The organism is Diaphorobacter limosus, assembly GCF_033100095.1.
GTDB classification, from domain to species: domain Bacteria; phylum Pseudomonadota; class Gammaproteobacteria; order Burkholderiales; family Burkholderiaceae_C; genus Alicycliphilus; species Alicycliphilus limosus.
In genome coordinates, this window is record NZ_CP136921.1 from 2322019 (window position 1) to 2346753 (window position 24735).

35 protein-coding genes and 1 pseudogene are annotated in these 24735 nt (G+C 63.7%); 5 read left to right on the top strand and 31 right to left on the bottom strand.

Translation table 11 applies throughout. The features are described 5' to 3' along the window. Window positions 1–39: 39 nt before the first annotated feature. Genes P4826_RS11220 through P4826_RS11240 form a run of 5 tightly spaced genes read right to left on the bottom strand, consistent with a single transcriptional unit; the run spans window position 40 to window position 2782 of the window. Window positions 40–582, bottom strand: a complete 543-nt coding sequence (locus P4826_RS11220; RefSeq protein ID WP_317700481.1) for a F0F1 ATP synthase subunit delta — start codon at window positions 580–582, stop codon at window positions 40–42. 10 nt (window positions 583–592) lie between these two features. After that, on the bottom strand, window positions 593–1063 hold the full coding sequence (locus tag P4826_RS11225; RefSeq protein WP_317700482.1) for a F0F1 ATP synthase subunit B: 471 nt from the start codon (window positions 1061–1063) through the stop codon (window positions 593–595). Window positions 1064–1101: 38 nt separating this feature from the next. Further along, window positions 1102–1350 (bottom strand): F0F1 ATP synthase subunit C, encoded by a 249-nt coding sequence (gene atpE, locus P4826_RS11230; RefSeq protein ID WP_011803767.1) that lies wholly within the window; start codon window positions 1348–1350, stop codon window positions 1102–1104. A 57-nt stretch (window positions 1351–1407) separates the two neighbouring features. Next, complete coding sequence (gene atpB, locus P4826_RS11235; RefSeq protein WP_317700483.1) at window positions 1408–2271, bottom strand: F0F1 ATP synthase subunit A; 864 nt, start codon at window positions 2269–2271, stop codon at window positions 1408–1410. 22 nt (window positions 2272–2293) lie between these two features. Continuing rightward, a complete protein-coding gene (locus P4826_RS11240; protein ID WP_317700484.1) occupies window positions 2294–2782 on the bottom strand; it encodes an ATP synthase subunit I in 489 nt (162 codons plus the stop codon). Between the two features lie 211 nt (window positions 2783–2993). Between P4826_RS11240 and P4826_RS11245 the strand changes: the two genes are divergently transcribed. Next, on the top strand, window positions 2994–3290 hold the full coding sequence (locus P4826_RS11245; RefSeq protein ID WP_317700485.1) for a YbeD family protein: 297 nt from the start codon (window positions 2994–2996) through the stop codon (window positions 3288–3290). Continuing rightward, on the top strand, window positions 3287–3994 hold the full coding sequence (gene lipB, locus P4826_RS11250; protein ID WP_317700486.1) for a lipoyl(octanoyl) transferase LipB: 708 nt from the start codon (window positions 3287–3289) through the stop codon (window positions 3992–3994). The genes P4826_RS11245 and lipB overlap by 4 nt, the downstream gene beginning before the upstream one ends. On the opposite strand, the gene ptsP is transcribed toward lipB, so the two are convergent. The 3 genes and pseudogenes from ptsP to P4826_RS11265 form a co-directional block, all read right to left on the bottom strand. Next, entirely contained in the window at window positions 3991–5760 is a 1770-nt protein-coding gene (ptsP, locus tag P4826_RS11255; protein ID WP_317700487.1) for a phosphoenolpyruvate--protein phosphotransferase, read from the bottom strand. The two genes, lipB and ptsP, sit on opposite strands and share 4 nt — an antisense overlap. 18 nt (window positions 5761–5778) lie before the next feature. Continuing rightward, window positions 5779–6048, bottom strand: a complete 270-nt coding sequence (locus P4826_RS11260; protein ID WP_317700488.1) for an HPr family phosphocarrier protein — start codon at window positions 6046–6048, stop codon at window positions 5779–5781. Then, window positions 6020–6467, bottom strand: a pseudogene (locus P4826_RS11265) (PTS sugar transporter subunit IIA); the annotation flags it as partial. The gene P4826_RS11260 and the pseudogene P4826_RS11265, both read right to left, overlap by 29 nt. A gap of 221 nt (window positions 6468–6688) precedes the next feature. Here P4826_RS11265 and P4826_RS11270 point away from each other — a divergent pair. Beyond that, on the top strand, window positions 6689–7192 hold the full coding sequence (locus P4826_RS11270) for a TlpA disulfide reductase family protein (RefSeq protein ID WP_317700489.1): 504 nt from the start codon (window positions 6689–6691) through the stop codon (window positions 7190–7192). A gap of 87 nt (window positions 7193–7279) precedes the next feature. On the opposite strand, the gene P4826_RS11275 is transcribed toward P4826_RS11270, so the two are convergent. Next, complete coding sequence (locus P4826_RS11275) at window positions 7280–7741, bottom strand: c-type cytochrome (protein ID WP_317700490.1); 462 nt, start codon at window positions 7739–7741, stop codon at window positions 7280–7282. A gap of 172 nt (window positions 7742–7913) precedes the next feature. Between P4826_RS11275 and P4826_RS11280 the strand changes: the two genes are divergently transcribed. Beyond that, window positions 7914–8579 carry a cytochrome b/b6 domain-containing protein gene (locus P4826_RS11280; protein ID WP_317700491.1) on the top strand — a complete coding sequence of 222 codons (666 nt, stop codon included), beginning with the start codon at window positions 7914–7916 and terminating at the stop codon, window positions 8577–8579. 101 nt (window positions 8580–8680) lie between these two features. Continuing rightward, window positions 8681–9124, top strand: coding sequence for a GNAT family N-acetyltransferase (locus P4826_RS11285; protein ID WP_317703758.1), 444 nt, complete (start codon window positions 8681–8683; stop codon window positions 9122–9124). A gap of 117 nt (window positions 9125–9241) precedes the next feature. Here the strand turns inward: P4826_RS11285 and P4826_RS11290 are convergent, their stop codons facing one another. The 22 genes from P4826_RS11290 to P4826_RS11395 form a co-directional block, all read right to left on the bottom strand. Then, complete coding sequence (locus tag P4826_RS11290; protein WP_317700492.1) at window positions 9242–9748, bottom strand: peroxiredoxin; 507 nt, start codon at window positions 9746–9748, stop codon at window positions 9242–9244. A gap of 79 nt (window positions 9749–9827) precedes the next feature. Beyond that, on the bottom strand, window positions 9828–10097 hold the full coding sequence (gene rpsQ / locus P4826_RS11295) for a 30S ribosomal protein S17 (RefSeq protein WP_317700493.1): 270 nt from the start codon (window positions 10095–10097) through the stop codon (window positions 9828–9830). 13 nt (window positions 10098–10110) lie between these two features. Continuing rightward, a complete protein-coding gene (gene rpmC / locus P4826_RS11300; RefSeq protein ID WP_187735275.1) occupies window positions 10111–10308 on the bottom strand; it encodes a 50S ribosomal protein L29 in 198 nt (65 codons plus the stop codon). 11 nt (window positions 10309–10319) lie between these two features. Further along, complete coding sequence (rplP, locus tag P4826_RS11305; RefSeq protein ID WP_013517326.1) at window positions 10320–10736, bottom strand: 50S ribosomal protein L16; 417 nt, start codon at window positions 10734–10736, stop codon at window positions 10320–10322. A 2-nt stretch (window positions 10737–10738) separates the two neighbouring features. Next, window positions 10739–11608 (bottom strand): 30S ribosomal protein S3, encoded by an 870-nt coding sequence (gene rpsC, locus P4826_RS11310; protein ID WP_317700494.1) that lies wholly within the window; start codon window positions 11606–11608, stop codon window positions 10739–10741. Between the two features lie 16 nt (window positions 11609–11624). Next, complete coding sequence (rplV, locus tag P4826_RS11315) at window positions 11625–11957, bottom strand: 50S ribosomal protein L22 (protein WP_011803747.1); 333 nt, start codon at window positions 11955–11957, stop codon at window positions 11625–11627. 9 nt (window positions 11958–11966) lie between these two features. Beyond that, window positions 11967–12245, bottom strand: a complete 279-nt coding sequence (gene rpsS, locus P4826_RS11320) for a 30S ribosomal protein S19 (RefSeq protein ID WP_024813777.1) — start codon at window positions 12243–12245, stop codon at window positions 11967–11969. A gap of 10 nt (window positions 12246–12255) precedes the next feature. After that, on the bottom strand, window positions 12256–13080 hold the full coding sequence (rplB, locus tag P4826_RS11325; RefSeq protein ID WP_317700495.1) for a 50S ribosomal protein L2: 825 nt from the start codon (window positions 13078–13080) through the stop codon (window positions 12256–12258). A 3-nt stretch (window positions 13081–13083) separates the two neighbouring features. Continuing rightward, complete coding sequence (gene rplW, locus P4826_RS11330; RefSeq protein ID WP_011803744.1) at window positions 13084–13398, bottom strand: 50S ribosomal protein L23; 315 nt, start codon at window positions 13396–13398, stop codon at window positions 13084–13086. After that, the gene (gene rplD / locus P4826_RS11335) at window positions 13395–14015 is read right to left on the bottom strand and encodes a 50S ribosomal protein L4 (RefSeq protein ID WP_317700496.1); all 621 of its coding nucleotides are present in this window, start codon (window positions 14013–14015) and stop codon (window positions 13395–13397) included. Before rplD ends, rplW begins: the two co-directional genes overlap by 4 nt. Continuing rightward, a complete protein-coding gene (gene rplC / locus P4826_RS11340) occupies window positions 14015–14689 on the bottom strand; it encodes a 50S ribosomal protein L3 (RefSeq protein ID WP_317700497.1) in 675 nt (224 codons plus the stop codon). Before rplC ends, rplD begins: the two co-directional genes overlap by 1 nt. 225 nt (window positions 14690–14914) lie before the next feature. Beyond that, window positions 14915–15226 (bottom strand): 30S ribosomal protein S10, encoded by a 312-nt coding sequence (rpsJ, locus tag P4826_RS11345; protein WP_317700498.1) that lies wholly within the window; start codon window positions 15224–15226, stop codon window positions 14915–14917. A gap of 24 nt (window positions 15227–15250) precedes the next feature. Next, the gene (gene tuf, locus P4826_RS11350; RefSeq protein ID WP_317700467.1) at window positions 15251–16441 is read right to left on the bottom strand and encodes an elongation factor Tu; all 1191 of its coding nucleotides are present in this window, start codon (window positions 16439–16441) and stop codon (window positions 15251–15253) included. A gap of 172 nt (window positions 16442–16613) precedes the next feature. Continuing rightward, window positions 16614–18722: an elongation factor G gene (fusA, locus tag P4826_RS11355; protein ID WP_317700499.1), complete on the bottom strand. Its 2109-nt coding sequence runs from the start codon at window positions 18720–18722 to the stop codon at window positions 16614–16616. An 81-nt stretch (window positions 18723–18803) separates the two neighbouring features. After that, the gene (gene rpsG, locus P4826_RS11360; RefSeq protein ID WP_317700500.1) at window positions 18804–19277 is read right to left on the bottom strand and encodes a 30S ribosomal protein S7; all 474 of its coding nucleotides are present in this window, start codon (window positions 19275–19277) and stop codon (window positions 18804–18806) included. A gap of 171 nt (window positions 19278–19448) precedes the next feature. After that, window positions 19449–19826, bottom strand: coding sequence for a 30S ribosomal protein S12 (rpsL, locus tag P4826_RS11365; protein WP_317700501.1), 378 nt, complete (start codon window positions 19824–19826; stop codon window positions 19449–19451). A 130-nt stretch (window positions 19827–19956) separates the two neighbouring features. Further along, on the bottom strand, window positions 19957–21120 hold the full coding sequence (locus tag P4826_RS11370; RefSeq protein WP_317700502.1) for a D-alanyl-D-alanine carboxypeptidase family protein: 1164 nt from the start codon (window positions 21118–21120) through the stop codon (window positions 19957–19959). Window positions 21121–21202: 82 nt separating this feature from the next. Then, a complete protein-coding gene (locus P4826_RS11375; protein WP_317700503.1) occupies window positions 21203–21838 on the bottom strand; it encodes an alpha/beta hydrolase in 636 nt (211 codons plus the stop codon). 73 nt (window positions 21839–21911) lie between these two features. Further along, on the bottom strand, window positions 21912–22253 hold the full coding sequence (locus P4826_RS11380) for a (2Fe-2S) ferredoxin domain-containing protein (RefSeq protein ID WP_317700504.1): 342 nt from the start codon (window positions 22251–22253) through the stop codon (window positions 21912–21914). Between the two features lie 11 nt (window positions 22254–22264). Next, entirely contained in the window at window positions 22265–23362 is a 1098-nt protein-coding gene (locus P4826_RS11385) for a VanZ family protein (RefSeq protein ID WP_317700505.1), read from the bottom strand. A gap of 16 nt (window positions 23363–23378) precedes the next feature. Further along, window positions 23379–23807 (bottom strand): CopD family protein, encoded by a 429-nt coding sequence (locus P4826_RS11390; protein ID WP_317700506.1) that lies wholly within the window; start codon window positions 23805–23807, stop codon window positions 23379–23381. Between the two features lie 168 nt (window positions 23808–23975). After that, the gene (locus P4826_RS11395; protein WP_317700507.1) at window positions 23976–24680 is read right to left on the bottom strand and encodes a lipoyl protein ligase domain-containing protein; all 705 of its coding nucleotides are present in this window, start codon (window positions 24678–24680) and stop codon (window positions 23976–23978) included. Between the last annotated feature and the right edge of the window lie 55 nt (window positions 24681–24735).

Here is a 24735-nt window from a genome sequence, read left to right on the forward strand (position 1 = left end):
TTCCTTCTTTCTTTAATAAGCCCAGACCTCAGCACCCGATCAGGCGATGAGGGCCGCTTTCATTTGTTCCAGACGTGCCTTGACGGAGGTGTCGAGCACCTCGTCGCCCACCACCACGCGCACGCCGCCGATGAGCGACTCGTCCGTCTGCACGGAGAGGTTCAGCTGGCGGCCAAAGCGCTTTTGCAGCCTGGCGCCGAGCTCGGCCAGTGCGTTGGCATCCAGCGGGAAGGCGCTGTAGACGACGGCATCCGAAGAGCCATTGCCTTGGTTCACCAGCGCGCGAAACTGTGCCGCAATCTCGGGCAGCGCCTGCACACGGCCGTTGTCGAGCAGGGTGCGCAGGAAGTTGTGCGCCATGTCCGGCAACGCCGTGCGGGCCACACCGGTGATGAGGCCGAACAACTGTTCGGCCGACACCTTGGGGTTGTCCAGCAGCTGGCGCAATTGTGGGTTGGCGGCAATCGCCGCCAGCTCGTCCACCCAGGCGCTGGCACCGCCAAGATCGACACCGGTTTTGCCGGTGCAGGCCTTGTATAGCGCCTCGGCGTAAGGACGGGCAATGGTGGCGAGTTCAGCCATGTTGCGTTCCTTACAGCTCGGTCTTGAGGCGGTTCAGCAGATCAGCATGGACGCCGGCATTGACTTCCTTGCGGAGAATCTGCTCGGCACCCTTGACGGCCAGTGCGGCCACCTGCTCGCGCAGGGTCTCACGGGCGGCAATGGCCTGCTGCTCGGCCTCGGCACGGGCGGCGGCGACGATCTTGTTGCCTTCCTCGGTGGCGCGTGCCTTGGCCTCTTCGATGATGGCCTGGGCGCGGCGCTCGGCGTCAGCCAGGCGCGTGGCGGTTTCGTTGCTGGCAGCAGCCAATTCCTTCTTCACGCGCTGGTCGGCAGCGGCGAGTTCGGTCTTGGCCTTGTCAGCCGCAGCGAGACCATCGGCGATTTTCTGGGCTCGCTCATCCAGAGCCTTGGCGATCGGGGGCCACACGAAGGTCATCGTGAACCACACCAGGATCAGAAAGACTATGGCCTGAACGAACAGGGTCGCGTTGATACTCACGGCAACACCTTTCTATTCGTGGGCGTTGATCGGAGTGCTTAGGCCAGGACGAAGGGGTTGGCGAAAGCGAACAGCAGGGCGATGGCCACACCGATCAGGAAGGCCGCGTCGATCAGGCCGGCCAAGATGAACATCTTGGTTTGCAGCTCGTTGATCAGCTCGGGCTGACGGGCCGACGATTCCAGGAACTTGCCGCCCATCAGAGCGATACCGATCGAGGCGCCAATGGCGCCAAGACCAACGATCAGACCGCAAGCCAGAGCGACGAGGCCGAGAATGTTTTCCATGATGACTCCTAGTGTGAAAAGAAAGGTTGATTGAGAAAGGAAAGGGAAAGGGAAAGCTCAGTGAGCGTCATGCGCCTGGCCGAGGTAAATCAGCGCCAGCATCATGAAAATGAAGGCCTGCAGGGTGATGATCAGTATGTGGAAGATCGCCCAGATCGAGCCCGCAATGATGTGCCCCACGGGGAGCAACACACCAGAGAGCGACATGGCAGCCGCACCACCCATCAGGGCGATCAGGCAGAACACCAACTCACCAGCGTACATATTGCCAAACAGTCGCATGCCATGCGAGACAGTCTTGGCAACGTATTCAATGATCTGCATGGCCAGGTTCACCACACCCAGAATGGCGGCAAACAGCGGGTTCTTGCTGGTGCCGAACGGCGCCGTGAACAGCTCGTGAATCCAGCCGCCCAGGCCCTTGATCTTGATGCTGTAGTAAAAGCACAGCAGCAGTACGGCAGAGGACAGGCCCAGCGTGGTGGACAGGTCGGCCGTGGGCACGACGCGCAGATAGGCGTGGCTGTCACCGGTCGCGCCCTGCCACAGCACCGGCAGCAGGTCGACGGGCAACATATCCATGGCGTTCATCAGGAAGATCCAGACGAAGACGGTCAGCGCCAGGGGGGCGATGAACTTGCGGCTTTGCGCGTTGTGGATGTTGGCCTTGGCCTGGTTGTCCACCATCTCGACCAGGATCTCGACTGCCGCCTGGAAGCGGCCCGGAACACCGGAACTGGCCTTGCGCGCCGCCGACCAGAAGACCAGCAACATCAATATGCCGATCGCTGCACTGACAAAGATCGAATCGATGTTGATGACGGAAAAGTCAACAATGAAACCCTGCTTGACGTTCTGCAGGTGCTGCAAGTGGTGAACGATGTATTCACTGGCGGTTGGTGCATGCGCTTCTGCGGCCATCGGACAACTCTTCTCTCAAATATCAATCGGTTCGTCGGACACCGGGCCGCGCCAGCAGCGCGATCCAGTACGTTTTCATCGTTATCACCATGCCGGCCAGCAACGCCAGCCAACTGAGCCCCGGCACCAGCCTGGGCGCCGCCGCCAACATGGCAACGGTTAAAACAATCTTCACCAACTCCCAACCCATGAGCCCGGCCATGGCCGCCCCGGCGGATGTGCGCTTGCGCGCCATGCCGCGCGCAAACAGCGCCGCCGGCAACACCACCGACAAGGCGCCATAGCCAGCAGACCAGGCCACTTGCAACCGCCCCGTCAGCCACCACGCCAGCAGCGCCACCACCACTCCCACCAGAGCCTGCATGACAACGATGCGCCACACCGACAACGGCGGCTGGCGATCACGCCATTCCTGGGCCTGCTGCGCAGTCAGGGGCTTGAAGTCCGAATCCTCAACCTCAGATTCAGCCTCAGAGGCGGTAACTTTCTCGCGGGTAGATGCCTGCGCCACGGATCGAGATTCTCACAAAGCCCTTCATTATAGGTAAAAACCCCGGCCGCGCCACAATTGCGTGACCATCACACATACAAAGCGAGACGCCAAGGGGCTGCCGTGTGGTTGCACGCCAACGAAGGCCGCCGTACACCCAGTGCCTCGGCGTCGAAGCCGACGACGTACGCACCCGCCTGACCTGCCAGCGCATAACCACGAAAGCTCCACCATGACCACCCCAGCCGACATCCCCGCATCCGACCCGCGCAAGGACTCCCTCATCGAGTACCCCTCGCGCTTTCCCATCAAAGTGATGGGCGCGAAGGTAGATGGTTTCGTGCACGCCATCGTCGAGCTTGCACGGCGCCATGACCCGAGCTTCGATGCCTCCACCATAGAGTTGCGCGACAGCCGTGCCGGCAACTACCTGGGCGTGACCATCACGATCACGGCCACCAGCCGCGAGCAGCTCGATGACCTGTACCGCGCGCTGTCCTCGCACCCCATGGTGAAGGTCGTGTTATGAACGACCAGGCCGTGCAGGTTCGGCTTCTGGGTCGGGTGGACTACAGCGAAACCGTGGCCGCCATGCAGAGCTTCACCGTGCAGCGCACCGCCGACACCCCGGATGAACTATGGATTTGTGAGCATGCCGCGGTTTATACGCAAGGCTTTGCCGCTAAAAACAATCATATTCTTGCCCCAGGTGACATCCCTGTCGTGGCCACCAACCGCGGCGGGCAGGTCACGCACCATGGCCCGGGACAGGTGGTGGCCTATCCGCTGCTGGATCTGCAGCGCGCCGGCTACTACGTAAAGGAATATGTGTACCGGCTGGAGGAGTCCTTGATCCGCACCCTGGCGCACTATGACGTGACCGGCCACCGTGTGGACGGCGCGCCTGGCATCTACGTGCGCCTGGATGATCCCGGTGGCCACGCCATGTTGGCGCAGCGCCCGCAAAGGCGCACGCCTGGCAGCCCCCGCCCGCAACCCGATTTCACCGGCCTGGGCAAGATTGCCGCGATTGGCATCAAGGTGTCGCACCACTGCACGTACCATGGCGTGGCCCTGAATGTGGCCATGGATCTGGAGCCGTTCTCCCGCATCAATCCCTGCGGGTATGCCGGCCTGCAAACGGTGGACCTGGCGAGCATCGGCGTCAAGACCGACTGGGCTGACGCGGCAGCCGTGCTAGGCCGACAGCTTGCACTGCGCCTCGCGCCCTAAGCAGCATTCATATAGCTTGCCGGGTCATCGGCCGCCAGCACCTGTTGCGCCCAATCGGCAAGCTTGCGCGCATCGGCGCGCAGCACCTCCTGCTTGACGGCCAGGATCTGCGCCGGCTGCATGGAAAAGCTGCGCAGGCCCAGGCCCAGCAGCAAGCGGGTCATGCCCACGTCGCCAGCCATCTCACCGCAGACGCTCACGCTCTTGCCCTGGCGCGCGCCCGCGGCAATGACATCGGCCACGAGGCGCAGCACGGCCGGGTGCAGCGGGTCGTACAGATCGGCCACGGCCTCGTCGGCGCGGTCAATGGCCAGCGTGTACTGGATGAGGTCGTTCGTGCCTATCGAGAGGTAGTCGAAATAGTGCAGGAACTGCTGCACCATCAGCGCCGCGGCAGGCACCTCGATCATCGCGCCCAGCTGCACCGGGCCGTAGGCCATGCCGCGCGCGTCCAGCTCGGCACGCGCCAGGTCAACCTGGGCCAGCGTCTGGCGGATCTCGCCCACATGCGCCAGCATCGGAAACAGCAGCTTGACCGGCCCATGCACTGCGGCGCGCAGCACGGCACGTAGCTGGGTGCGGAACATGGCCGGGTCAGCCAGGCTCCAGCGAATGGCGCGCAAGCCCAGCGCCGGGTTGAGCGAACTGTCCTTGTGCGACTTGTCCAGCGGCTTGTCCGCGCCCACATCGATGGTGCGTATGGTGACCGGCAGGCCCTGCATGCCCTCCACCGCCTCACGGTAGGCCTGGTACTGCTCCTCCTCGTCGGGCATGCGTCCGGCGCGCCCCATGAACAGAAACTCGCTGCGAAACAGTCCGACACCTTCCGCCCCCGCGCGCAGCGCAGATGCGACATCGCCGGGTTGCTCGATGTTCGCCAGCAGTTCGATCGCCTGGGCATCCAGCGTCACCGCCGGCGTGTGCCGCAGGCGCGTCAGGCGCTCGCGCTCCAGCGCGATCTGGCGCTGCTTGAAACCATACTCGGCCAGGATGATGGGCGACGGGTCGACGATCACCGCCCCCGCGTCCCCGTCGATGATCACCCAGTCGTCCTGGCGCACCAGCTGGCTGGCGCCGCGTGCGCCAACGACGGCAGGAATGTCCATGCTGCGCGCCACGATGGCCGTGTGACTGGTCTTCCCGCCCACATCGGTAATGAAGCCCGTGAACACGCTTTGCTTGAATTGCAGCATGTCGGCCGGCGACAGATCATGTGCCACCAGCACCAGTGGCACGTCGGCGGCGCCGCCCTGCAGGAACTCGGCCTCGGCGCCGGCCTCGGCCTGGCGGCGCGGGCTGCGCGGCGGCGGCGCCACGGGGCTGGCCACGCCTTTCATGCGGCGCAGGATGCGTTCGACCACCTGCTCCAGATCGGCCTTGCGCTCGCGCAGGTAGTCGTCCTCCATCTCGTCGAACTGGCGGCTGATGATCTCCAGCTGCGTGGTCAGCGCCCATTCGGCGTTGTACAGGCGGTCGGTGATCCAGTGCTTCACGCCGCTGACCAGCATCTCGTCCTGCAGCAGCAGCAGGTGCACATCCAGCAGCGCCGCGAGTTCGGACGGCGCATCCGGCGGCAGGTCGGCACGCAGACGCTGCAACTCATCGACCACGGCATTGCGGCCATTACGCACGCGCGCTATCTCGGCCTGCACCTGCGTTGGTTCGATGAAGTAATGCGCCACCTCCATGCGACTGGACGTGGCCAGTACCGCACGCCCGATGGCAATGCCGCGCGCGACGGACAGGCCGTGGATGGAGAAGCTCATGTGCGCCTCGCTCGTGACTTATTCGCCTTCGCCAAACTTGTCGTCTATCAGAGCCAGCAGCGCGTTCATGGCCTCCTGCTCCTGCGCGCCATCGGTCTCCACCTCGACCTGCGTACCCAGGCCTGCGGCCAGCATCATCACGCCCATGATGCTCTTGGCGTTGATGCGGCGCTCGCCCTTGCTCATCCAGACCTCGCAGGGATAGCTGCCCGCAAGCTTGGTGAGCTTGGCCGAGGCACGGGCGTGCAGACCCAACTTGTTGCTGATGGTGATGCTGTTCTTGATCATGGATGGCACATCGGTTTTGGAGCTGCGGCGCTGACGCCCTCGACCCGCATCACACCCTGGGTGGCGCCGGCCAGGGCGCGCTTGGCCAGGGCGTCCAGCGGCTCGGCGCGGTAGCACCAGGCACGCAGCAGCATGGGCAGGTTCACGCCGGCGAGCAGATGTGAATGCACATCATCGACCAGGCGCTGCGCAACATTGCAGGGCGTGGCGCCAACCACATCGGTCAGCACCAGCACCGAAGCCGCACCCAGTGGCTCCAGCAAGGCCCGCGCGGCCGCCAGGGTCTGCTCCGGCGGCTCGTGGGGTGGCACGTCCAGCACCAGCAGGTCAGCCGCGCAATCAGGAAACACATGCACGGCGCATTCGCGCAGCGCGCTGGCCAGGGGGGCGTGGGCGATGATGAAAAGACGGGTATGCATGGCGTAAGGCTTTGCCATGCATTATCACCGTGCCCATGCCATGCCAGCGGTCTGCGGCGCGGCGGGCCAGCCACGGGGTATGAAACTGCCGGGCGCCAGACCAAGGCCGGATGAAACTTCGCGCTCCTGGCGCAATCCCATGCCAGCGGCGGCGAATCCAGCGCTGCGGCACAATCGCAACGCATTTGGGGCCCGCACCGGGCCGGCATGAGGAACAGGGTATGCAGATCAAGCATTGGCTGGTGGCAGGCGTGGTGGCCGCAGGCGTCGCCATCGGGGCCGTGGTGGTGCTGGGCTCCGGGACATCGGTGGCGCCGCAATCGACCTTTGTGCTGCTCGATGGGTCACAGCAGACCACGGCCGACCTCCGGGGCAAGGTCACCCTGGTGAACTTCTGGGCCACCAGCTGCACCACCTGTGTCGCCGAGATGCCCGATATCGTCGCCACCTACGACAAGTACAAGGGCCAGGGTTTCGAGACCCTGGCCGTGGCCATGAGCTACGATCCGCCGAGTTATGTGGTGAACTTCACCGAAACGCGCAAGCTGCCCTTCAAGGTGGCCATCGACAACACCGGTGCCGTCGCCAAGGCCTGGGGCGACGTCAAGCTCACTCCCACCACCTACATCGTCAACAAGCGCGGGGAGATCGTGAAGAGCTATGTCGGCGCCCCCGACTTCACCGAACTGCACCGCTTGATTGAAAAGCTGCTGGCCGAGGCCTGAGGCATGCAACGCAAAAGGCCGGTTTCATTAACGAAACCGGCCTTTTGCGCTTATAGACAGTACGCCTGAAGCTATATTTTTGATAGCTTAACGATTGCGAAAGGCGTCGTGGCAAGACTTGCAGGACTGCGCTGCCGGGCCAAAGGCGGTTTTGATCTGCTCCAGGTTGCCGGTCTTCGCCGCACTGGCCAGCTTGGCCGCCTCGGCCTGGAAGGTCTGGGCATGCTCATTGAACTTGGCCTTCTCGGTCCACACGTTGGGTTTGGCCTTGTGCGGCGCGCCCTTGTCGGTTCCCGGGCCAAAGCCGGTCCAGGGCAGCGCCGCCATGGCGGCCACGATGTCAGCGTTTTCCTGCGCCGCCTTGGCATCAAACGGCAGCTTGCCGTTGACCATGGCACCGATGCGGCCAAAGTGCTGACCGATCACGAACAGGCTGCCCTGGCGGTACTTGACGGCCTCTTCGGACTTGGCGAACTGGGCATGCGCAGGCAATGCGAGCAAGGTGGTTACAGCGACTGCGGCGGAAATGGCAAGGGTCTTGAAGGTCATGGGAATCCGGTTGTTGTTGGCATCTGCATGGCCGGCGCCTGCGCCAGGCCGCGCGCAGTATCACCGTGCAACGTAAAGCGCATGTATATGACCCCAGGGTTTCCTCGGATTTTCTTGGCGCCATCTGCCGCTGGGCACAATTCGCCGGTTTCCAGTTCAGGTTTCGCAATTCATGCAGCACAAGGTTCGCGTCTGGGATCTTCCCACCCGTTTGTTTCATTGGTTTCTGGCAGCCACGGTGGTGGCACTGGTGATCACCGCCAAGGTCGGCGGCAACGCCATGCAATGGCACCTGCGGCTGGGGCATGTGATGCTGGCCCTGCTGTTGTTTCGCCTGGTCTGGGGCGTGGTGGGCGGGCATTGGTCACGTTTTGCCAGCTTTGTGCATTCACCCACGCGGTTGTGGCGCCATCTGCGCGGTCAGGCCAGCGAGGAGACGGCAGGACATTCACCGCTGGGCGCACTCTCGGTCTTCGCCCTGCTCGCCGTTTTGCTGGCCCAGGTCGGCAGTGGCCTGCTGAGCGATGACGAAATCTCATTTTCCGGGCCGCTGGTGCGCTTCGTTTCGGGCGAATGGGTCGGCCTGGCCACCTGGTTTCATTCCGACCTGGGGCAATACCTGCTGATCGGCCTGGTCGCGCTGCACCTGCTGGCCATTGGCTACTACGTGCTGGTGCGGCGCCGGACTCTGGTGCGCCCCATGCTGCATGGCGACAAGCTGCTGACCCGCCAGGCACCCGCATCGCGCGACGATGTGGCGGCGCGCACCGGTGCAGCCGTGGTGGCGGTGCTGAGCGCCGCGCTGGCGTGGTGGATATCCGGGCTTGGCGCTGGCTGACTTGCCGCTAAACTGCAACGTCTTCCGCTACCCGCCCCCGTTTTCGCACAGTGGATCCCGCACCCTCCATCCGCCTGTTCATACCCAGCCAAGCCCACGAGATGGATGCCGTGCGCGCCATCTTCCAAGAATATGCCGACAGCCTGGACGTGGATCTGGAATTTCAGAACTTCGCCGATGAGCTGGCCCATTTGCCCGGCGAGTACAGCGCCCCGCGCGGCCTGCTGCTGCTGGCCGAGGTGGATGGCAGCATCGCCGGCTGCTGCGGCCTGAGGCCGCTGGACAGCGTGGACTATGCCAATGCCGGTGAGATGAAGCGTCTGTACGTGCGCAAGGCGTTTCGCGGCTTCGGCCTGGGACGCCAGCTGGCCGAGGCCATTCTGGATGCCGCACACCAGGCAGGCTACGCCTGCGTGCTGCTCGATACGCTGGACGGCATGGAGGCCGCGCGCGCGCTGTATGCCGAACTGGGTTTTACCGAGATACCGCCCTATTACCACAACCCGGTGAGCGGGTCGCATTACCTGAAGGCGGATATCGGTTGAAATTGGAATGATTTTGGCCTCTGGCGCGCTTCAATCAAGCGCGAGAAGCTATACATATAATAGTAAATGCCGCACCAGCCCACGGGCTGGTGCGGCATTGACCTTGGTGGAACCTTATCAGGCCTTGAGCTGACCGAGCATGGTTGCGGCGTCGCTGACCTCGAACTTGCCGGGCGCTTCCACGTTCAGGCTGGCCACCTTGCCATCCTTGACCAGCATGGAATAGCGGTTGCTGCGCAGGCCCAGGCCCTTGCCGTTCAAGTCCAGCGTCAGGCCGGTGGCCTTGGCAAAGGCAGCGTCACCGTCGGCCAGCATGCGCACCTTGTTGGCCGTCTTCTGATCCCGTGCCCAGGCGCCCATCACGAAGGCATCGTTCACCGACAGGCACCAGATCTCATCCACGCCGGCAGCCTTCAGGGCATCGGCCTGCGCCACATAGCCCGGCACATGCTGGTTGGAACAGGTGGGGGTGAAGGCACCCGGCACGGCGAACAGCGCAATGGTCTTGCCTGCGGCAGCCTTGTGCACATCCACGGCATTGGGGCCCATGCTGCAGCCATTGCCCTCGACCTCGATGTATTCCATCAGGGTGGTGGCGGGAAGTTGGTCACCGACTTTGATCATGCTCGACTCCTTGGAATAAAAAAACGACCCACATTGTGGGTCGTTTCCATGGGCATTGCTGCCCGGGAGCCGATAAGGCTTAGACCAGAGCGGCCTTTTGCACCAGGCGGGTCGCTACCCAGTTCTTGGTCTTGGAAAGCGGACGGCTTTCCGTGATCTCGATGGTGTCGCCCATCTTGTACTCGCCGTTCTCGTCGTGGGCGTGGTACTTGCTCGACTTGATCATGATCTTGTCGTAGATGGGGTGCTTGACGCGGCGCTCGACGAGCACGGTCACGGTCTTGGTACGCTTGTCGCTGACCACCTTGCCAACCAAGGTGCGCTTGAGGGAGGGTTTGGCTTCCGTCATGTTCGCTCCTGGATTACTTGGCGGCTTGCTTTTCAGCAAGAATGGTCTTGGCGCGGGCAATGTCACGGCGCGTGGTACGCAGCGTGTTGGTGTTGCCCAGCTGTTGCGTGGCCTTCTGCATGCGAAGGCCGAAATGGGCCTTTTGCAGCGACTTGATTTCGGCTTCGAGGCCGGCCACGTCCTTTTGGCGGAGTTCAGCAGCTTTGGTCATGTTGATTCTCCTTAGGCGCCAATCTGACGGGCAACGAAGGTGGTGCGTAGCGGCAGCTTGGCGGCAGCCAGGCGGAACGCTTCGCGGGCCAGTTCTTCGGGAACGCCAACGATTTCGAACACCACCTTGCCGGGCTGGATCTCGGCAACGTAGTACTCGGGGTTGCCCTTGCCGTTACCCATACGCACTTCTGCGGGCTTGGTGGAAATCGGCTTGTCGGGGAACACGCGGATCCAGATACGACCGCCACGCTTGACGTGACGCGAGATCGCACGACGTGCGGCCTCGATCTGGCGGGCCGTCAGACGGCCACGATCCGTGCACTTCAGACCGAAGTCACCGAATGCCACCGAATTGCCACGCGTGGCGATACCGGTGTTGCGGCCTTTTTGCTCCTTACGGAACTTGCGGCGAGCAGGTTGCAGCATGTTTATTCTCCTTTACCGTCCGCAGCTGAAGCGGGCGCGTCTTTACGAACGCGCTTAACGGAATCTGCACCAGCGCCAGCGGGCTTGTCGCTACCGTCGGCAGGTGCTGCGTTGGCGCCCATGGGGCGGCGGCCACCACGGCCGGCACCGTCACGGCGGCCATCACCACGGCCGTCGCGGCGCGGGCCACGCGGGCGGCGCTCCTCTTCGGGGCGCGGCGTCTCGGCAGCAGGCAGGTCGCCACGACCCAGTGTGTCGCCCTTGTAGACCCAGACCTTCACGCCGATCACACCATAGGTGGTCTTGGCTTCGGAGGTGCCGTAGTCGATGTCGGCGCGCAGGGTGTGCAGCGGTACACGGCCTTCGCGGTACCACTCGGTACGGGCGATTTCGATGCCGTTCAGACGACCGGCGGACATGATCTTGATGCCCTGGGCGCCCAGGCGCATGGCGTTCTGCATGGCGCGCTTCATGGCGCGGCGGAACATGATGCGCTTTTCCAGCTGCTGGGTGATCGAGTCGGCGATCAGCTTGGCATCGATTTCGGGCTTGCGCACTTCCTCGATGTTGACAGCAACGGGCACGCCCAGACGCGTAGCGAGTTCCTTCTTCAGGTTCTCGATATCCTCGCCCTTCTTGCCGATCACGACGCCCGGACGTGCCGAGAAAATCGTGATGCGGGCGTTCTTGGCGGGGCGCTCGATCAGGATGCGCGAGACCGCGGCGTTCTTCAGCTTGGCCTTCAGGAACTCGCGCACCTTGATGTCTTCGGCCAGCATGCCGGCGAAGTCACGGTTGCTCGCGTACCAGCGGCTGGCCCAGTTACGGCTGACCGACAGGCGGAAGCCGGTAGGATGGATTTTCTGTCCCATATTCTTCCTCTGGCCTTTAGTTGCCCACGGTCACGTAGATGTGGCACGTCGGCTTGCTGATGCGGTTGCCGCGGCCCTTGGCGCGCGCCGTGAAGCGCTTGAGCGTGGTGCCCTGCTCGACGAAGATGGTCTTGACCTTCAGATCGTCGATGTCGGCGCCGTCGTTGTGCTCGGCGTTGGCGATGGCGGACTCCAGCACCTTCTTGACGATCACGGCAGCTTTTTTCTGCGTGAAAGCCAGGATGTTCAGAGCCTGATCCACCTTCTTGCCGCGGATCAGATCAGCGACCAGGCGACCCTTGTCCACCGACAAACGGACGCCCCGGAGGACTGCACGTGTTTCAGACATGGTCGTTCCTTACTTCTTCTGGACTTTTTTGTCCGCGGGGTGACCCTTGAAGGTGCGCGTCAGGGCGAATTCGCCCAGCTTGTGGCCCACCATCTGGTCGGTGACATAAACCGGCACATGCTGCTTGCCGTTATGCACGGCAATGGTCAGACCGATGAACTCGGGCAGAACCATGGAGCGACGCGACCAGGTCTTGACTGGCTTCTTGTCCTTGGTGGCGATGGCCTTCTCGACCTTGGCCAGCAAGTGATGGTCAACAAACGGACCCTTTTTGAGAGAACGAGTCATTTGCTACCTCTTACTTCTTGCGACGCGAGACGATCATGGTCTGCGTGCGCTTGTTGTTGCGGGTGCGATAGCCCTTCGTCAGGTTGCCCCATGGGTCAACTGCGTGACGGCCTTCGCCGGTACGACCCTCACCACCACCGTGCGGGTGGTCGATCGGGTTCATGGCCACACCGCGCACCGTCGGGCGGATGCCCATCCAGCGCTTGACACCGGCCTTGCCCAACTGGCGCAGGCTGTGCTCTTCGTTGGCCACTTCACCGATGGTGGCGCGGCACTCGATGTGGATCTTGCGCACTTCGCCGGAGCGCATGCGCACCTGGGCGTACATGCCTTCGCGCGCCAGCAGCGTGGCCGAGGTACCGGCCGAGCGGGCGATCTGGGCACCGGCACCGGCTTTCAGCTCGATGCAGTGGATGGTCGAGCCCACCGGGATGTTGCGGATCGGCAGCGTATTGCCGACGCGGATCGGGGCCTCGGAGCCGCTCACGATGGAGCTGCCCACTTCCAGGTTGCGCGGGGCGATGATGTAGCGACGCTCGCCGTCGGCATAGCACACCAGGGCGATATGGGCCGAGCGGTTGGGGTCGTACTCGATGCGCTCCACCTTGGCGGGGATGGCGTCCTTGTTGCGACGGAAGTCCACCACGCGGTAGTGGTGCTTGTGGCCACCGCCCTTGTGACGGGTGGTGATGTGACCGTTGTTGTTGCGGCCGGCCTTCTGGAACTGGGGTTCCAGCAAGGCTGCGAACGCCTCACCCTTGTGCAGGTGGTCACGCGAGATCTTCACCGTGCCGCGACGGCCCGGGGAAGTCGGTTTGATCTTGATAACGGCCATGGTTTACGCAGCCTCCCCGGACAGGTTCAGCTCTTGACCTTCCTTGAGCAGCACATAGGCCTTGCGCACGTTGTCGCGACGGCCCATGGTCTTGCCAAAGCGCTTGGTCTTGCCTTTGGTGTTCACCACAGAAACGCCCTTCACTTCCACCTTGAACATCAGTTCCACGGCGGCCTTGATCTCGGGCTTGGTTGCGTTCTGCAGTACCTTGAACGTCACGGCGTTGGACTTCTCGGCAACCATGGTGGCCTTTTCGGACACGATGGGAGCAACCAACACCTGCATCAGACGACCTTCGTCAAACTTCAGCGTGCTCATGCGAACATCTCCTTGAGTTTGTCGATCGCGCCCTTGGTGACGAGCACTTTCTTGTAGTGCACCAGCGACACGGGGTCTGCATAACGCGGCTCGACGACGAACACGTTCTTCAGATTGCGCGAGGCGAGGTACAGGTTTTCATCGACCTCATCGGCGATCACCATCACCGACTGCAGGTTCATGGCCTTGAACTTGTCGGCCAGCACCTTGGTCTTGGGGCTTTCCAGCTTCAGCGAGTCCACCACGGCCAGGCGGCCTTCGCGGGCCAGCTGCGACAGGATGGCGGCCATGCCGGCGCGGTACATCTTCTTGTTGATCTTCTGCGTGAAGTTTTCATCAGGCAGGTTCGGGAAGATGCGACCGCCCCCACGCCACAGTGGCGAGGAGGTCATACCAGCACGTGCGTTGCCGGTGCCCTTTTGCTTGAAGGGCTTCTTGGTCGAGTGACGCACCTGCTCGCGGTCCTTCTGGGCACGCGTGCCTTGGCGGGCATTGGCCTGGTAGGCGACGACGATCTGGTGGATCAGGTCTTCGTTGTACTGGCGGTCAAACACGGTCTCGGGCACATCCACCTTGGATGCCGCCTGGCCTTGTTCATTCAGGAGTTCGAGCTGCATTAGTTCGCTCCTTTGGAAGCTGGCGCCTTGATGGCCGGACGCACCGTAACGAACCCACTCTTGGAGCCCGGAACAGCGCCCTTGATCAAGAGCAGTTGGCGTGCTTCGTCGATGCGAACCACGTCGAGGTTTTGCGTCGTGACCGTCACGTCACCGAGGTGACCGGTCATCTTCTTGCCAGGGAACACGCGGCCCGGATCCTGCGCCATGCCGATGGAGCCAGGAACATTGTGCGAGCGGCTGTTACCGTGCGAGGCGCGCTGCGAACCGAAGTTGTGGCGCTTGATGGTGCCGGCGTAGCCCTTGCCGATGGAAGTACCTTGCACGTCCACCTTCTGACCCACGGCGAACACGTCGGCGACGGGCACAGTAGCGCCTGCGGCGTACTTGCCAGCGACTTCAGCGGTCACGGGGAATTCGCGGATGATTTCACCGGCTTCGACACCCGCCTTGGCGAGGTGGCCGGCTTCTGGCTTGGTCACACGCGAAGCTTTGCGTGCGCCGAACGTGACCTGCAGGGCCACGTAGCCATCGTTCTCTTGGGTTTTCACCTGGGTCACGCGGTTGTTGGACACATCCACCACCGTGACGGGCACTGCGTCCCCGTCATCGGTGAACAGACGCATCATGCCCACCTTGCGGCCCAGCAACCCGAGGGAGTTGCACAGACTCATTGGTTTTCTCCAAAACTTCCACCGCCTCGACTGCAATTGGCCCAGGCGTTTGCACCGACTGGCTTTCAGGGTGCGTGAAAGAAGGTTGATAAAACTCCGCGGCCGCACCCCAGAAACCGAGGCGCAAAAACGCGAAGCCGCAAAGTATAACGCGGACTGCCTTTTCAAGCAAGTCCGCGTTAGTTGTGACGCGGCCTCACGGCCACGCCCGATCGGCGACAGGGGTTACTGCAGCTTGATCTCTACGTCCACGCCGGCCGGCAGGTCGAGCTTCATCAGCGCGTCCACGGTCTTGTCCGTGGGATCGACGATGTCCATCAGGCGCTGGTGCGTGCGGATCTCCAGCTGGTCACGGCTGGTCTTGTTGACGTGCGGCGAACGCAGGATGTCGAAACGCTTCATGCGCGTAGGCAGGGGCACGGGGCCCTTGACGATGGCGCCGGTGCGCTTGGCGGTTTCCACGATCTCGGCAGCCGACTGGTCGATCAGCTTGTAATCAAACGCCTTCAGGCGGATACGGATCTTTTGCTTGGACATTGGGTATTCCTTGTGATTGCAGGATTACGCAATGATCTTGGCAACGACGCCGGCACCCACGGTGCGGCCGCCTTCGCGGATGGCGAAGCGCAGGCCTTCTTCCATGGCGATGGGGGCGATCAGCTTGACGGTGATCGACACGTTGTCGCCGGGCATGACCATTTCCTTGTCGGCGGGCAGCTCGATGGAGCCGGTCACGTCGGTCGTGCGGAAGTAGAACTGCGGACGGTAGTTGTTGAAGAACGGGGTGTGGCGGCCGCCTTCGTCCTTGCTCAAAACATACACCTCAGCCGTGAAGTGGGTGTGCGGCTTGATGGAGCCGGGCTTGCACAGCACCTGGCCGCGCTCGACGTCTTCACGCTTGGTGCCGCGCAGCAGCAGACCGACGTTGTCGCCAGCCTGGCCCTGATCCAGCAGCTTGCGGAACATTTCCACGCCGGTGCAGGTGGTCTTTTGCGTGTCGCGGATGCCGACGATTTCGATTTCTTCACCGACCTTGATGATGCCGCGCTCGACGCGACCGGTCACCACGGTGCCACGGCCGGAGATGGAGAACACGTCTTCCACGGGCATCAGGAAGGCGCCGTCCACGGCGCGCTCGGGCGTGGGGATGTAGGTGTCCAGGGCTTCGGCGAGCTTCAGGATGGCGGGCTCACCCTTGTCGGACTGGTCGCCTTCGAGGGCCAGCTTGGCCGAGCCACGGATGATGGGGGTGTCGTCGCCGGGGAAATCGTACTTGTCCAGCAGTTCGCGCACTTCCATTTCGACCAGCTCGAGCAGCTCTTCGTCGTCCACCATGTCGCACTTGTTCAGGAACACGATGATGTAGGGCACGCCCACCTGGCGGGCCAGCAGGATGTGCTCGCGCGTCTGGGGCATGGGGCCGTCAGCGGCCGAGCACACCAGGATGGCGCCGTCCATCTGGGCGGCGCCGGTGATCATGTTCTTCACATAGTCGGCGTGGCCGGGGCAGTCCACGTGGGCGTAGTGGCGGTTGGCGGTCTCGTACTCGACGTGCGAGGTGTTGATGGTGATGCCGCGGGCCTTTTCTTCGGGCGCGTTGTCGATCTGGTCGTAGCCCTTGGCTTCGCCGCCAAACTTCTTGGACAGCACCGTGGCAATCGCCGCCGTCAGCGTCGTCTTGCCATGGTCCACGTGACCGATCGTGCCCACGTTCACGTGGGGCTTGGTGCGTTCGAATTTACCTTTTGCCATTTTCAAACTCCAAAAGAGCAATGCCTGTGTGAGGGTTTAACGTCTGCACCCGGTTGCTGATCCGCCACGCACAGGACAACGGGACGGGCACCGGATCGCAGATTGCAGAAACTGCTTCTAAAAAAAGAGCTGTCCGCGCTTATTTGGCAAGCGTTTACAGCCCTTTTGACTCTTATTTCGCGCGGGCGGCGACGATGGCCTCGGCCACGTTGCGCGGAGCTTCGGCGTAGTGCTTGAACTCCATCGTGTAGGTGGCGCGACCTTGCGTCATGGAGCGCAGCTGTGTGGCGTAGCCGAACATTTCGGACAGCGGCACCTCGGCCTTGATGGCCTTGCCACCGCCGACCATGTCGTCCATGCCCTGCACCATGCCGCGACGGCTGGACAGGTCACCCATCACCGTGCCGGCGTAGTCTTCCGGCGTCTCGACTTCCACGGCCATCATGGGCTCGAGGATGACGGGGCTGGCCTTCTTGGCGGCTTCCTTGAAGCCGAAGATGGCGGCCATCTTGAACGCCTGCTCGGACGAGTCCACGTCGTGGTACGAGCCGAAGGTCAGAGCGACCTTCACGTCAACCACCGGGTAGCCGGCCAGCACGCCCGAGGTCAGGGCCTCGACGACACCCTTTTCCACCGCCGGGATGTACTCGCGCGGAACCACGCCGCCCTTGATTTCGTCCAGGAACTCAAAGCCCTTGCCCGGCTCGTTGGGCTCCAGACGGAACACGACGTGGCCGTACTGACCCTTACCACCGGACTGGCGCACGAACTTGCCATCCACGTCCTTGACGGTGTTGCGGATGGTTTCGCGGTAGGCCACCTGGGGCTTGCCGACGTTGGCTTCGACGCCAAACTCGCGCTTCATGCGGTCGACGATGATTTCCAGGTGCAGCTCGCCCATGCCGGCGATGATGGTCTGGCCCGACTCTTCGTCGGAACGCACGCGGAAGGACGGGTCTTCGGAGGCCAGACGCGACAGGGCGATGCCCATCTTTTCCTGGTCAGCCTTGGACTTGGGTTCCACGGCCTGGGCAATCACGGGCTCGGGGAAGATCATCTTCTCGAGCATGATGTGGTTGTCCAGATCACACAGCGTGTCACCGGTGGTCACTTCCTTCAGGCCCACGCAGGCAGCGATGTCGCCGGCGCGGATTTCTTCGATTTCCTGACGCTCGTTGGCGTGCATCTGCACGATACGGCCGATGCGCTCCTTCTTGCCCTTGACGGCGTTGTAGACGGTGTCGCCCTTGGTCAGCACGCCCGAGTAGACACGCACAAAGGTCAGCTGGCCGACAAAGGGGTCGGTCATCAGCTTGAAGGCCAGGGCCGAGAACTTCTCGTTGTCGTCAGCCTTGCGCGAAAGCTTCTTCTCTTCGTCTTCGGGGTCCGTGCCGGCCACGTCGGGGATGTCCACCGGCGAGGGCAGCAGATCCAGCACGGCGTCGAGCATGCGCTGCACGCCCTTGTTCTTGAAGGCCGAGCCGCACAGCATGGGCTGGATTTCGGTGGCGATGGTGCGCTGGCGCAGGCCGGCGATGATTTCCGCTTCAGACAGGTCACCCTCTTCCAGGTACTTGTTCATCAGCTCTTCGCTGGCCTCGGCTGCTGCCTCGACCATGTTCTCGCGCCACTTGTTGCAGGTCTCGACCAGATCGGCGGGGATGTCGCCGTATTCGAACTTCATGCCCTGGGAGGCTTCGTCCCAGATGATGGCCTTCATCTTCAGCAGATCGACCACGCCCTGGAACTTGTCTTCCGCGCCGATCGGCACCACGATGGGCACCGGGTTGGCCTTCAGGCGCAGCTTCATCTGGTCCACGACCTTGAAGAAGTTGGCACCGGTTCGGTCCATCTTGTTCACAAAGGCCAGGCGCGGCACCTTGTGCTTGTTGGCCTGACGCCAGACGGTTTCGGACTGGGGCTGCACGCCACCCACGGCGCAGTACACCATCACGGCGCCGTCGAGCACGCGCATGGAACGCTCCACCTCGATGGTGAAGTCCACGTGGCCGGGGGTGTCGATGATGTTGATGCGGTGCTCGGGGCGCGACAGGTCCATGCCCTTCCAGAAGCAGGTCACGGCCGACGAGGTGATCGTGATGCCGCGCTCTTGCTCCTGCTCCATCCAGTCGGTGGTGGCAGCGCCGTCGTGCACTTCGCCCAGCTTGTGGGTCACGCCGGTGTAGAACAGGATACGTTCGGAGGTGGTGGTTTTACCCGCATCGATGTGGGCCGAGATACCGATGTTGCGGTAGCGCTCTAGGGGTGTTTTGCGTGCCATGATGGACTTTCGTTAACGGCCAAGAGCCCGTCCGCCAAAGCGGCGAATCGGGCTCCCAGCCTTCGAGACAAAGGACGAGACTTAGAAGCGGAAGTGGCTGAAGGCCTTGTTGGCTTCGGCCATGCGATGCACTTCGTCACGGCGCTTCATCGCGCCGCCACGGCCTTCGGTGGCTTCCATCAGCTCGTTGGCCAGGCGCTGGGCCATGGACTTCTCGCTGCGCTTGCGCGCGGCTTCCTTGATCCAGCGCATCGACAGCGCCAGACGGCGCACCGGGCGCACTTCGACGGGCACCTGGTAGTTGGCGCCGCCCACGCGGCGGGACTTCACTTCCACCATGGGCTTGACGTTGTTGATGGCCGTGGTGAACACCTCCAGGGCGTTCTTCTCGGGCTGCTTCTTCTCGATCAGCTCCAGCGCGCCATAGATGATGCGCTCTGCAACTGCCTTCTTGCCGCCTTCCATGATCACGTTCATGAATTTGGACAGCTCTACATTGCCGAACTTGGGATCCGGCAGGATTTCACGTTTGGGGACTTCGCGACGACGTGGCATTTTTCACCTCTATCTTTGCTTCAGTTGGCGCCGTTTCCGAACACCGCGAGAGCCATGATGGACTCCCACTTACTCGACCCACGCAAACCATTTTGCGCTTCGGGTCACTACGCTGCACACCGCGCCACGCGGCAAGGCAGCACCAAAAATTCAAACCTGAAGAACCAGGGCTTACTTGGCCTTGGGCTTCTTGGCACCATACTTGGAGCGCGACTGCTTGCGATCCTTGACGCCTTGCAGGTCGAGCGAACCACGCACGATGTGGTAACGCACACCGGGCAAGTCCTTGACCCGGCCGCCGCGCACCAGCACCACGCTGTGCTCTTGCAGGTTGTGGCCTTCACCGCCGATGCAGGAGATGACCTCGAAGCCATTGGTCAGGCGCACCTTGGCGACCTTACGCAGAGCGGAGTTGGGCTTCTTCGGCGTCGTGGTGTACACACGGGTGCACACGCCACGGCGCTGAGGGCAGTTTTCCATGGCAGGGCTCTTGGATTTGACAACTTCGACCGTGCGGCCCTGACGCACGAGTTGGTTAATGGTTGGCATTAATACGTCCCTAAACGTGATAAAACGAAAACGTGAAACCCTTCGGAAATTCCGAAAAGCCTTCTAATGTATCAGCTTGCCCAGGCGCAGGCAATGGCTTTGTCAAAAGCCCCACGCGTGCGCCGCCGGCTTACTTGATCCAGAGGCGTATAGCGTCCCAGGTGCGGCCGAAGATGCCCGCCTGGCCCACATCCTCCAGGGCCACCAGGGGCAGCTCGGCGACCTGCTGCTCGCCAAGTTTGACGCGCAGCGTGCCCACCGGCTGCCCCTTGGTGAAGGGAGCCAGCAGCGGATCCTGGCGCACGATCTCGGTGCTGACCTTGCCGGCGCTGCCCGAGGGCACGGTGATCACGATGGCCTGCTCGCGGCCGATCTTGAGCGTGCTCTGCGTACCCTTCCAGATGGCGGGCGTGGCCGCGGCCTGGCCGGCGTCGAACAGTTTGACCGAGTCGAACGCCGTGTAGCCCCAGTTCAGGAGTTTCTGGCTTTCATTGGCGCGCGCGTTCTCGCTGGCCGCGCCTAGCACGATGGATAGCAAACGGCGCTGGCCCAAATTGGGAAAGTCGCGCTTGGCCGTGGCCACCAGGCAGTAGCCCGCCGCCGCCGTATGGCCGGTCTTCAGGCCATCCACCGTCGGGTCACGAAACAGCAGCGCATTGCGATTGCTGCTGTTGGAGGCCGGCGTGCCCTCGTAGCGGTACTGCTTGGTGGCGTAGTAATGCATGTACTGTGGAAAGTCCTGCATCAACCGCGTGGCCAGGGTCGCCAGATCCTTGGCGGTGGTGGTGTGGCCGGGTTCGGTCAGGCCCTCGGGGTTCTTGTAGCTGGTACCCGTCATGCCAAGGGCCTTGGCCTGCTCGTTCATCAGGCGCACGAAGTTCTCCGCCGTTCCACCGACGCCCTCGGCCAGGGCCATGGTGGCGTCGTTGCCCGACTGCACGATCATGCCCTTGAGCAGGTCATCGACCGGCACCTGCATCTTGGGGTCGATGAACATGCGCGAGCCGGGCATCTTCCAGGCGCGCTCGCTCACCGGCAGCTTTTGCTCCAGCGTGATCTTCTTGGCGCGCAGGGCGTCGAACACCAGGTAGCCGGTCATCAGCTTGGTGAGCGAGGCCTGCTCCACCGGCGCGTCGATGTCCTTGGAGGCCAGCACCTGGCCGGCCGTCACGTCCACCAGCAGGTAGTTGCGCGCGGCGATTTCCGGCGGCTGGGGCGCCTGGGCCCAGAGGATGGCCGGAGCCATCAGGGCGGCGCAGGCGAGGGAACGCAATGAGGGCAGGAGAGACTTCATGGTGGGAGCGGGTACTTCAAACAACTGAAAGCGACATACCGGCCGCGGCGGCCGGTATGCGTGTGGAAATGAGGGAGGTGCGTCAGGCCACGGCCTGCAAGTGGCGCGTGGCCAGGCTGCGCAGCAGCGGCAATTGTCCGTGAAAGAAATGTCCGCCCCCCGGCACAACCGTAACCGGCAGTGTCTGCGGCCGGGCCCAGTCCATCACGCTGGTCAGCGGCACGGTTTCATCATGCTCGCCATGCACGACGAGGGTGCGCAGATGCGCCTCGGGCGGCACCGGCGCCACCGTGAAGCGGCTGGCGGCCGTGCCCACGAGCACGGCTGCGACCACCTCGCGCTCGCTCCACAGGCGCGCCAGCGCATGGCTGGTGACGAAGGCGCCAAACGAAAAACCGGCCAGGGCGATCGGCCCCTCGGGCGCCATGTGCTGCACCACGGCCAGCAGGTCGTCGAGCTCGCCCTGGCCGTCGTCATGCACGCCGGCCGAGGCGCCCACGCCGCGGAAGTTGAAGCGCACAGCGGCAAAGCCGCCGGAGACAAAGGCGCGCGCCAGGGTCTGCACGACCTTGTTGTCCATGGTGCCGCCAAACAGCGGATGCGGGTGGGCGATCACGGCCACGCCGCGCGGCGCCACGCCGGCGGCCGCGGCGTCGCGCGCTACCTCGATGGCGCCGGCAGGGCCCGCCAGGCTCAGGCGTTCGGTCTGGGCATTCATGTTTGCTATTTAATCAAGAGCTTATGGCACTTTACCATCCAGCGTTACAGGCCAAAATCTTTATGAATAATGATCAACGCCCAAGTTCCGGCGGCGTGAGCAAACGCTCCACCACCACGCCGTTCTTCAGGTGCGACTCGACGATCTCCTCAATGTCGGCGATGTCCACATAGCTGTACCAGATCCCCTCGGGGTAGACCACGGCGATGGGGCCGCCGGCGCAGCGATCCAGGCAACCGGACTTGTTCACCCGCACCTTGCCCGCGCCAGCCAGACCCTGCTGCTTGACCAGCGCCTTGCAATGCTCGAACGCCTGTTGCGCGCCGTGCTGGGCGCAGCAGTTCTCGCCATTGGTGCGCTCATTCAGGCAAAAGAAGATGTGGCGCTGGTAGTACTGGGGGGTGGTTTCGCTCATGGGTGGCAATTTTAGGATTGCACGTCGCGCCGCGACACGCGCAGCAGTACATACAGCAGCGCGGCGTAGGGCCAGAGCCAGCCCAGCCACTGGCCCAGGCCATAGAAGCGGATGAAACGCCCCTGCTCCCAGGCCTGCAGGGTCTGCGCAAAGTAGGCGTTGGTGGGCGCCTGGTTGAGCAGGTTCAGGTGCAGCATCAGCACCAGCAGCAGCACCGCCGCGCAGCCGCGCCGGGGCAGCGTGGCCAACCCCAGGGCCGCCGCCAGGCCCACGCCCAGGCCGATCGCCGTGGCCGGCGTGAGCCACTCCCAGGCATGCGCCGGGCCGTAGCTGAGCAAGGCGGACAGCGCCGTCGCCGCCACGCCAACGGCCAGCGCCGACAGCGCCAGCAGCATGCGCCGCCCCATGTGGCGCATGATGCAGAAACCCAGCAGGCAGGGGATGAGCAGCCCCAGAGCCACGGCCAGCAGCTCGCCCCCAGGCGACAGCGGCTCCAGCGCCAAGTCCACGGCCGGCAGCCAGGCGCTGAACGGTGTGCCCTCCAGCACATCCGCCAGCGCCGCCTCCAGCCGCTCCCACACCTGCCCCAGGCCCAGTGGCAGGGCCGCCGGAAACAGCAGCGCCCAGGGCCACAGCGCCAGCAGCACCAGCGCGCCACGCGCCTGCGGCACGAACCAGCGCTCGCGAAACCGGCTCCAGTGCGAGATCGCCCCCAGGCGCTCGAGCAGCGCCGCCACCAGCGCGCCCAGCAGCGCGCCGGCGGCGTTGAGCCCCAGATCCATGTTGGAGGGCACGCGCCGCGGCAGATAGATCTGCAAAAACTCCATGGAGAGCGACAGCAGCGCCCCGGCCAGCGCCGCCGCCGGCACGGCCGCGCGCGGCCAGTGCGTGCGCAGCAGGGCCAGCGCCAGCAGAAAGCCCAGGGGCGCGTAGCCAGCCAGATTCAGGTTGACGTCAAACCAGGTCCAGTACGGCGGCGGCATGCGCGCCGTGAGGAACACCCAGGGCGACACGCCCTGCTCGCGCCAGCCCTCGAAGGGAAACAGGCTGGCAAAGACGATCAGCGCGGCATAGATGAGCGCCAGGGGCCAGGCCGATGTCTTGTGCATGGCGCAGCGGCCAGCCTCAGAAAGGCTTGACTACCACCAGCGCCACGGCAACGACCAGCAGCAGCACCGGAACCTCATTGAACCAGCGAAACCAGCGGTGGCTATGCTGGTCAGTGTTCGCCGCCAGGGCACGCAGCATGCGCGCGCAAATCCAGTGGTACAGCACGATGAGCACCACCACGCCCAGCTTGGCATGCAGCCAGCCGTTGCCGGCCCCCTGCCCTATGCCATAGCCCAGCCACAGCCACAGGCCCAGGCCAATGGCGGGCACGGCCAGCAGTGTGGTGAAGCGCAGCAACTTGCGCGCCATGAGCAGCAGCCGGTCGCGCTCGGCCACCGAGCCCGGCGCCACCATGGCCAGGTTGACGAAGATGCGCGGCAGGTAGAACAGGCCAGCAAACCAGCTGGCGATGAAGACGATGTGAAAGGTTTTGACCCAGAGCATCGGCGCAGTGTACGCGCCGGGTTCGGCCAAAAAAGAGGCCCGGACGGAGCCGGGCTGGAAAGCCTTGCGACGATCAACACCGCAGGGCCCCGCTCAGGGAGGTAAAGCGGGGGGCAGCCAGGCCGCCCGGGCGCAATCTAGCATTGGCGGGCGGTGGGCGCAAGCGCACTAGCCCAGCGCCTGATCCAGCGCCTGCTGCAACGCCCGCGCCAGCTGGCGCACATCGGGCGGCGTAGCGCTGAGCTGGGTGCAATCCACCGTGCGCCGCCGCATGGCGGCCTCGTCCTGGGGCTGGCCCATGGCAGAGCACAACAGCGCCCATTCGGGCGGCGTGACCAGGGTGCCGGCCACCAGCAGCACGCCGGTGCGCTGGCGCCGCTGGGCCAGGCCGACGAGCTTGCGGCCGGCGGCGTCCACCACCTCCCAGGGCGCCAGGCTGCCGTAGCAGGCCCAGGGCACGGTGGGGCCGGTGCGCGCGTTGCAGGCATCGACCTGATCGGGCGGCAGGGCCGTGGAGGGCACGCCCAGGTTTGAGAGCAGATCCACATGCAGCTGGCCCAGGCCGTGGTAGCTGTCTGGCAGGCGGCCCTGCACCCAGGGGTGATCCAGTGGCAGCACCACCGAGCAGCTGACCATCCACGGCCCGGTGAGCACCGCGCCGCCGCCCGAGGGGCGCAGCAGCAGCTCGGCCGCGCCGCCCAGGCGCGCGCGGGCGCCGTCCTCGAACTTGCGCTGCGAGCAGCCGAGCACGATGGCCGGCGCCTCGTACTGCCACACGGCAAAGCGCGGCCGGGTCACGGGCTCCAGCATTTGCTGGCGGTTCCAGGCCTGCTCCTGGGCTATGGTTGAAAGGGGGCTCTCTTGGGCGATCATGGGCGCGAAGGCTATCACCTGCCGGGGGGCGCATTGGGATGTGGGGGACAATGCC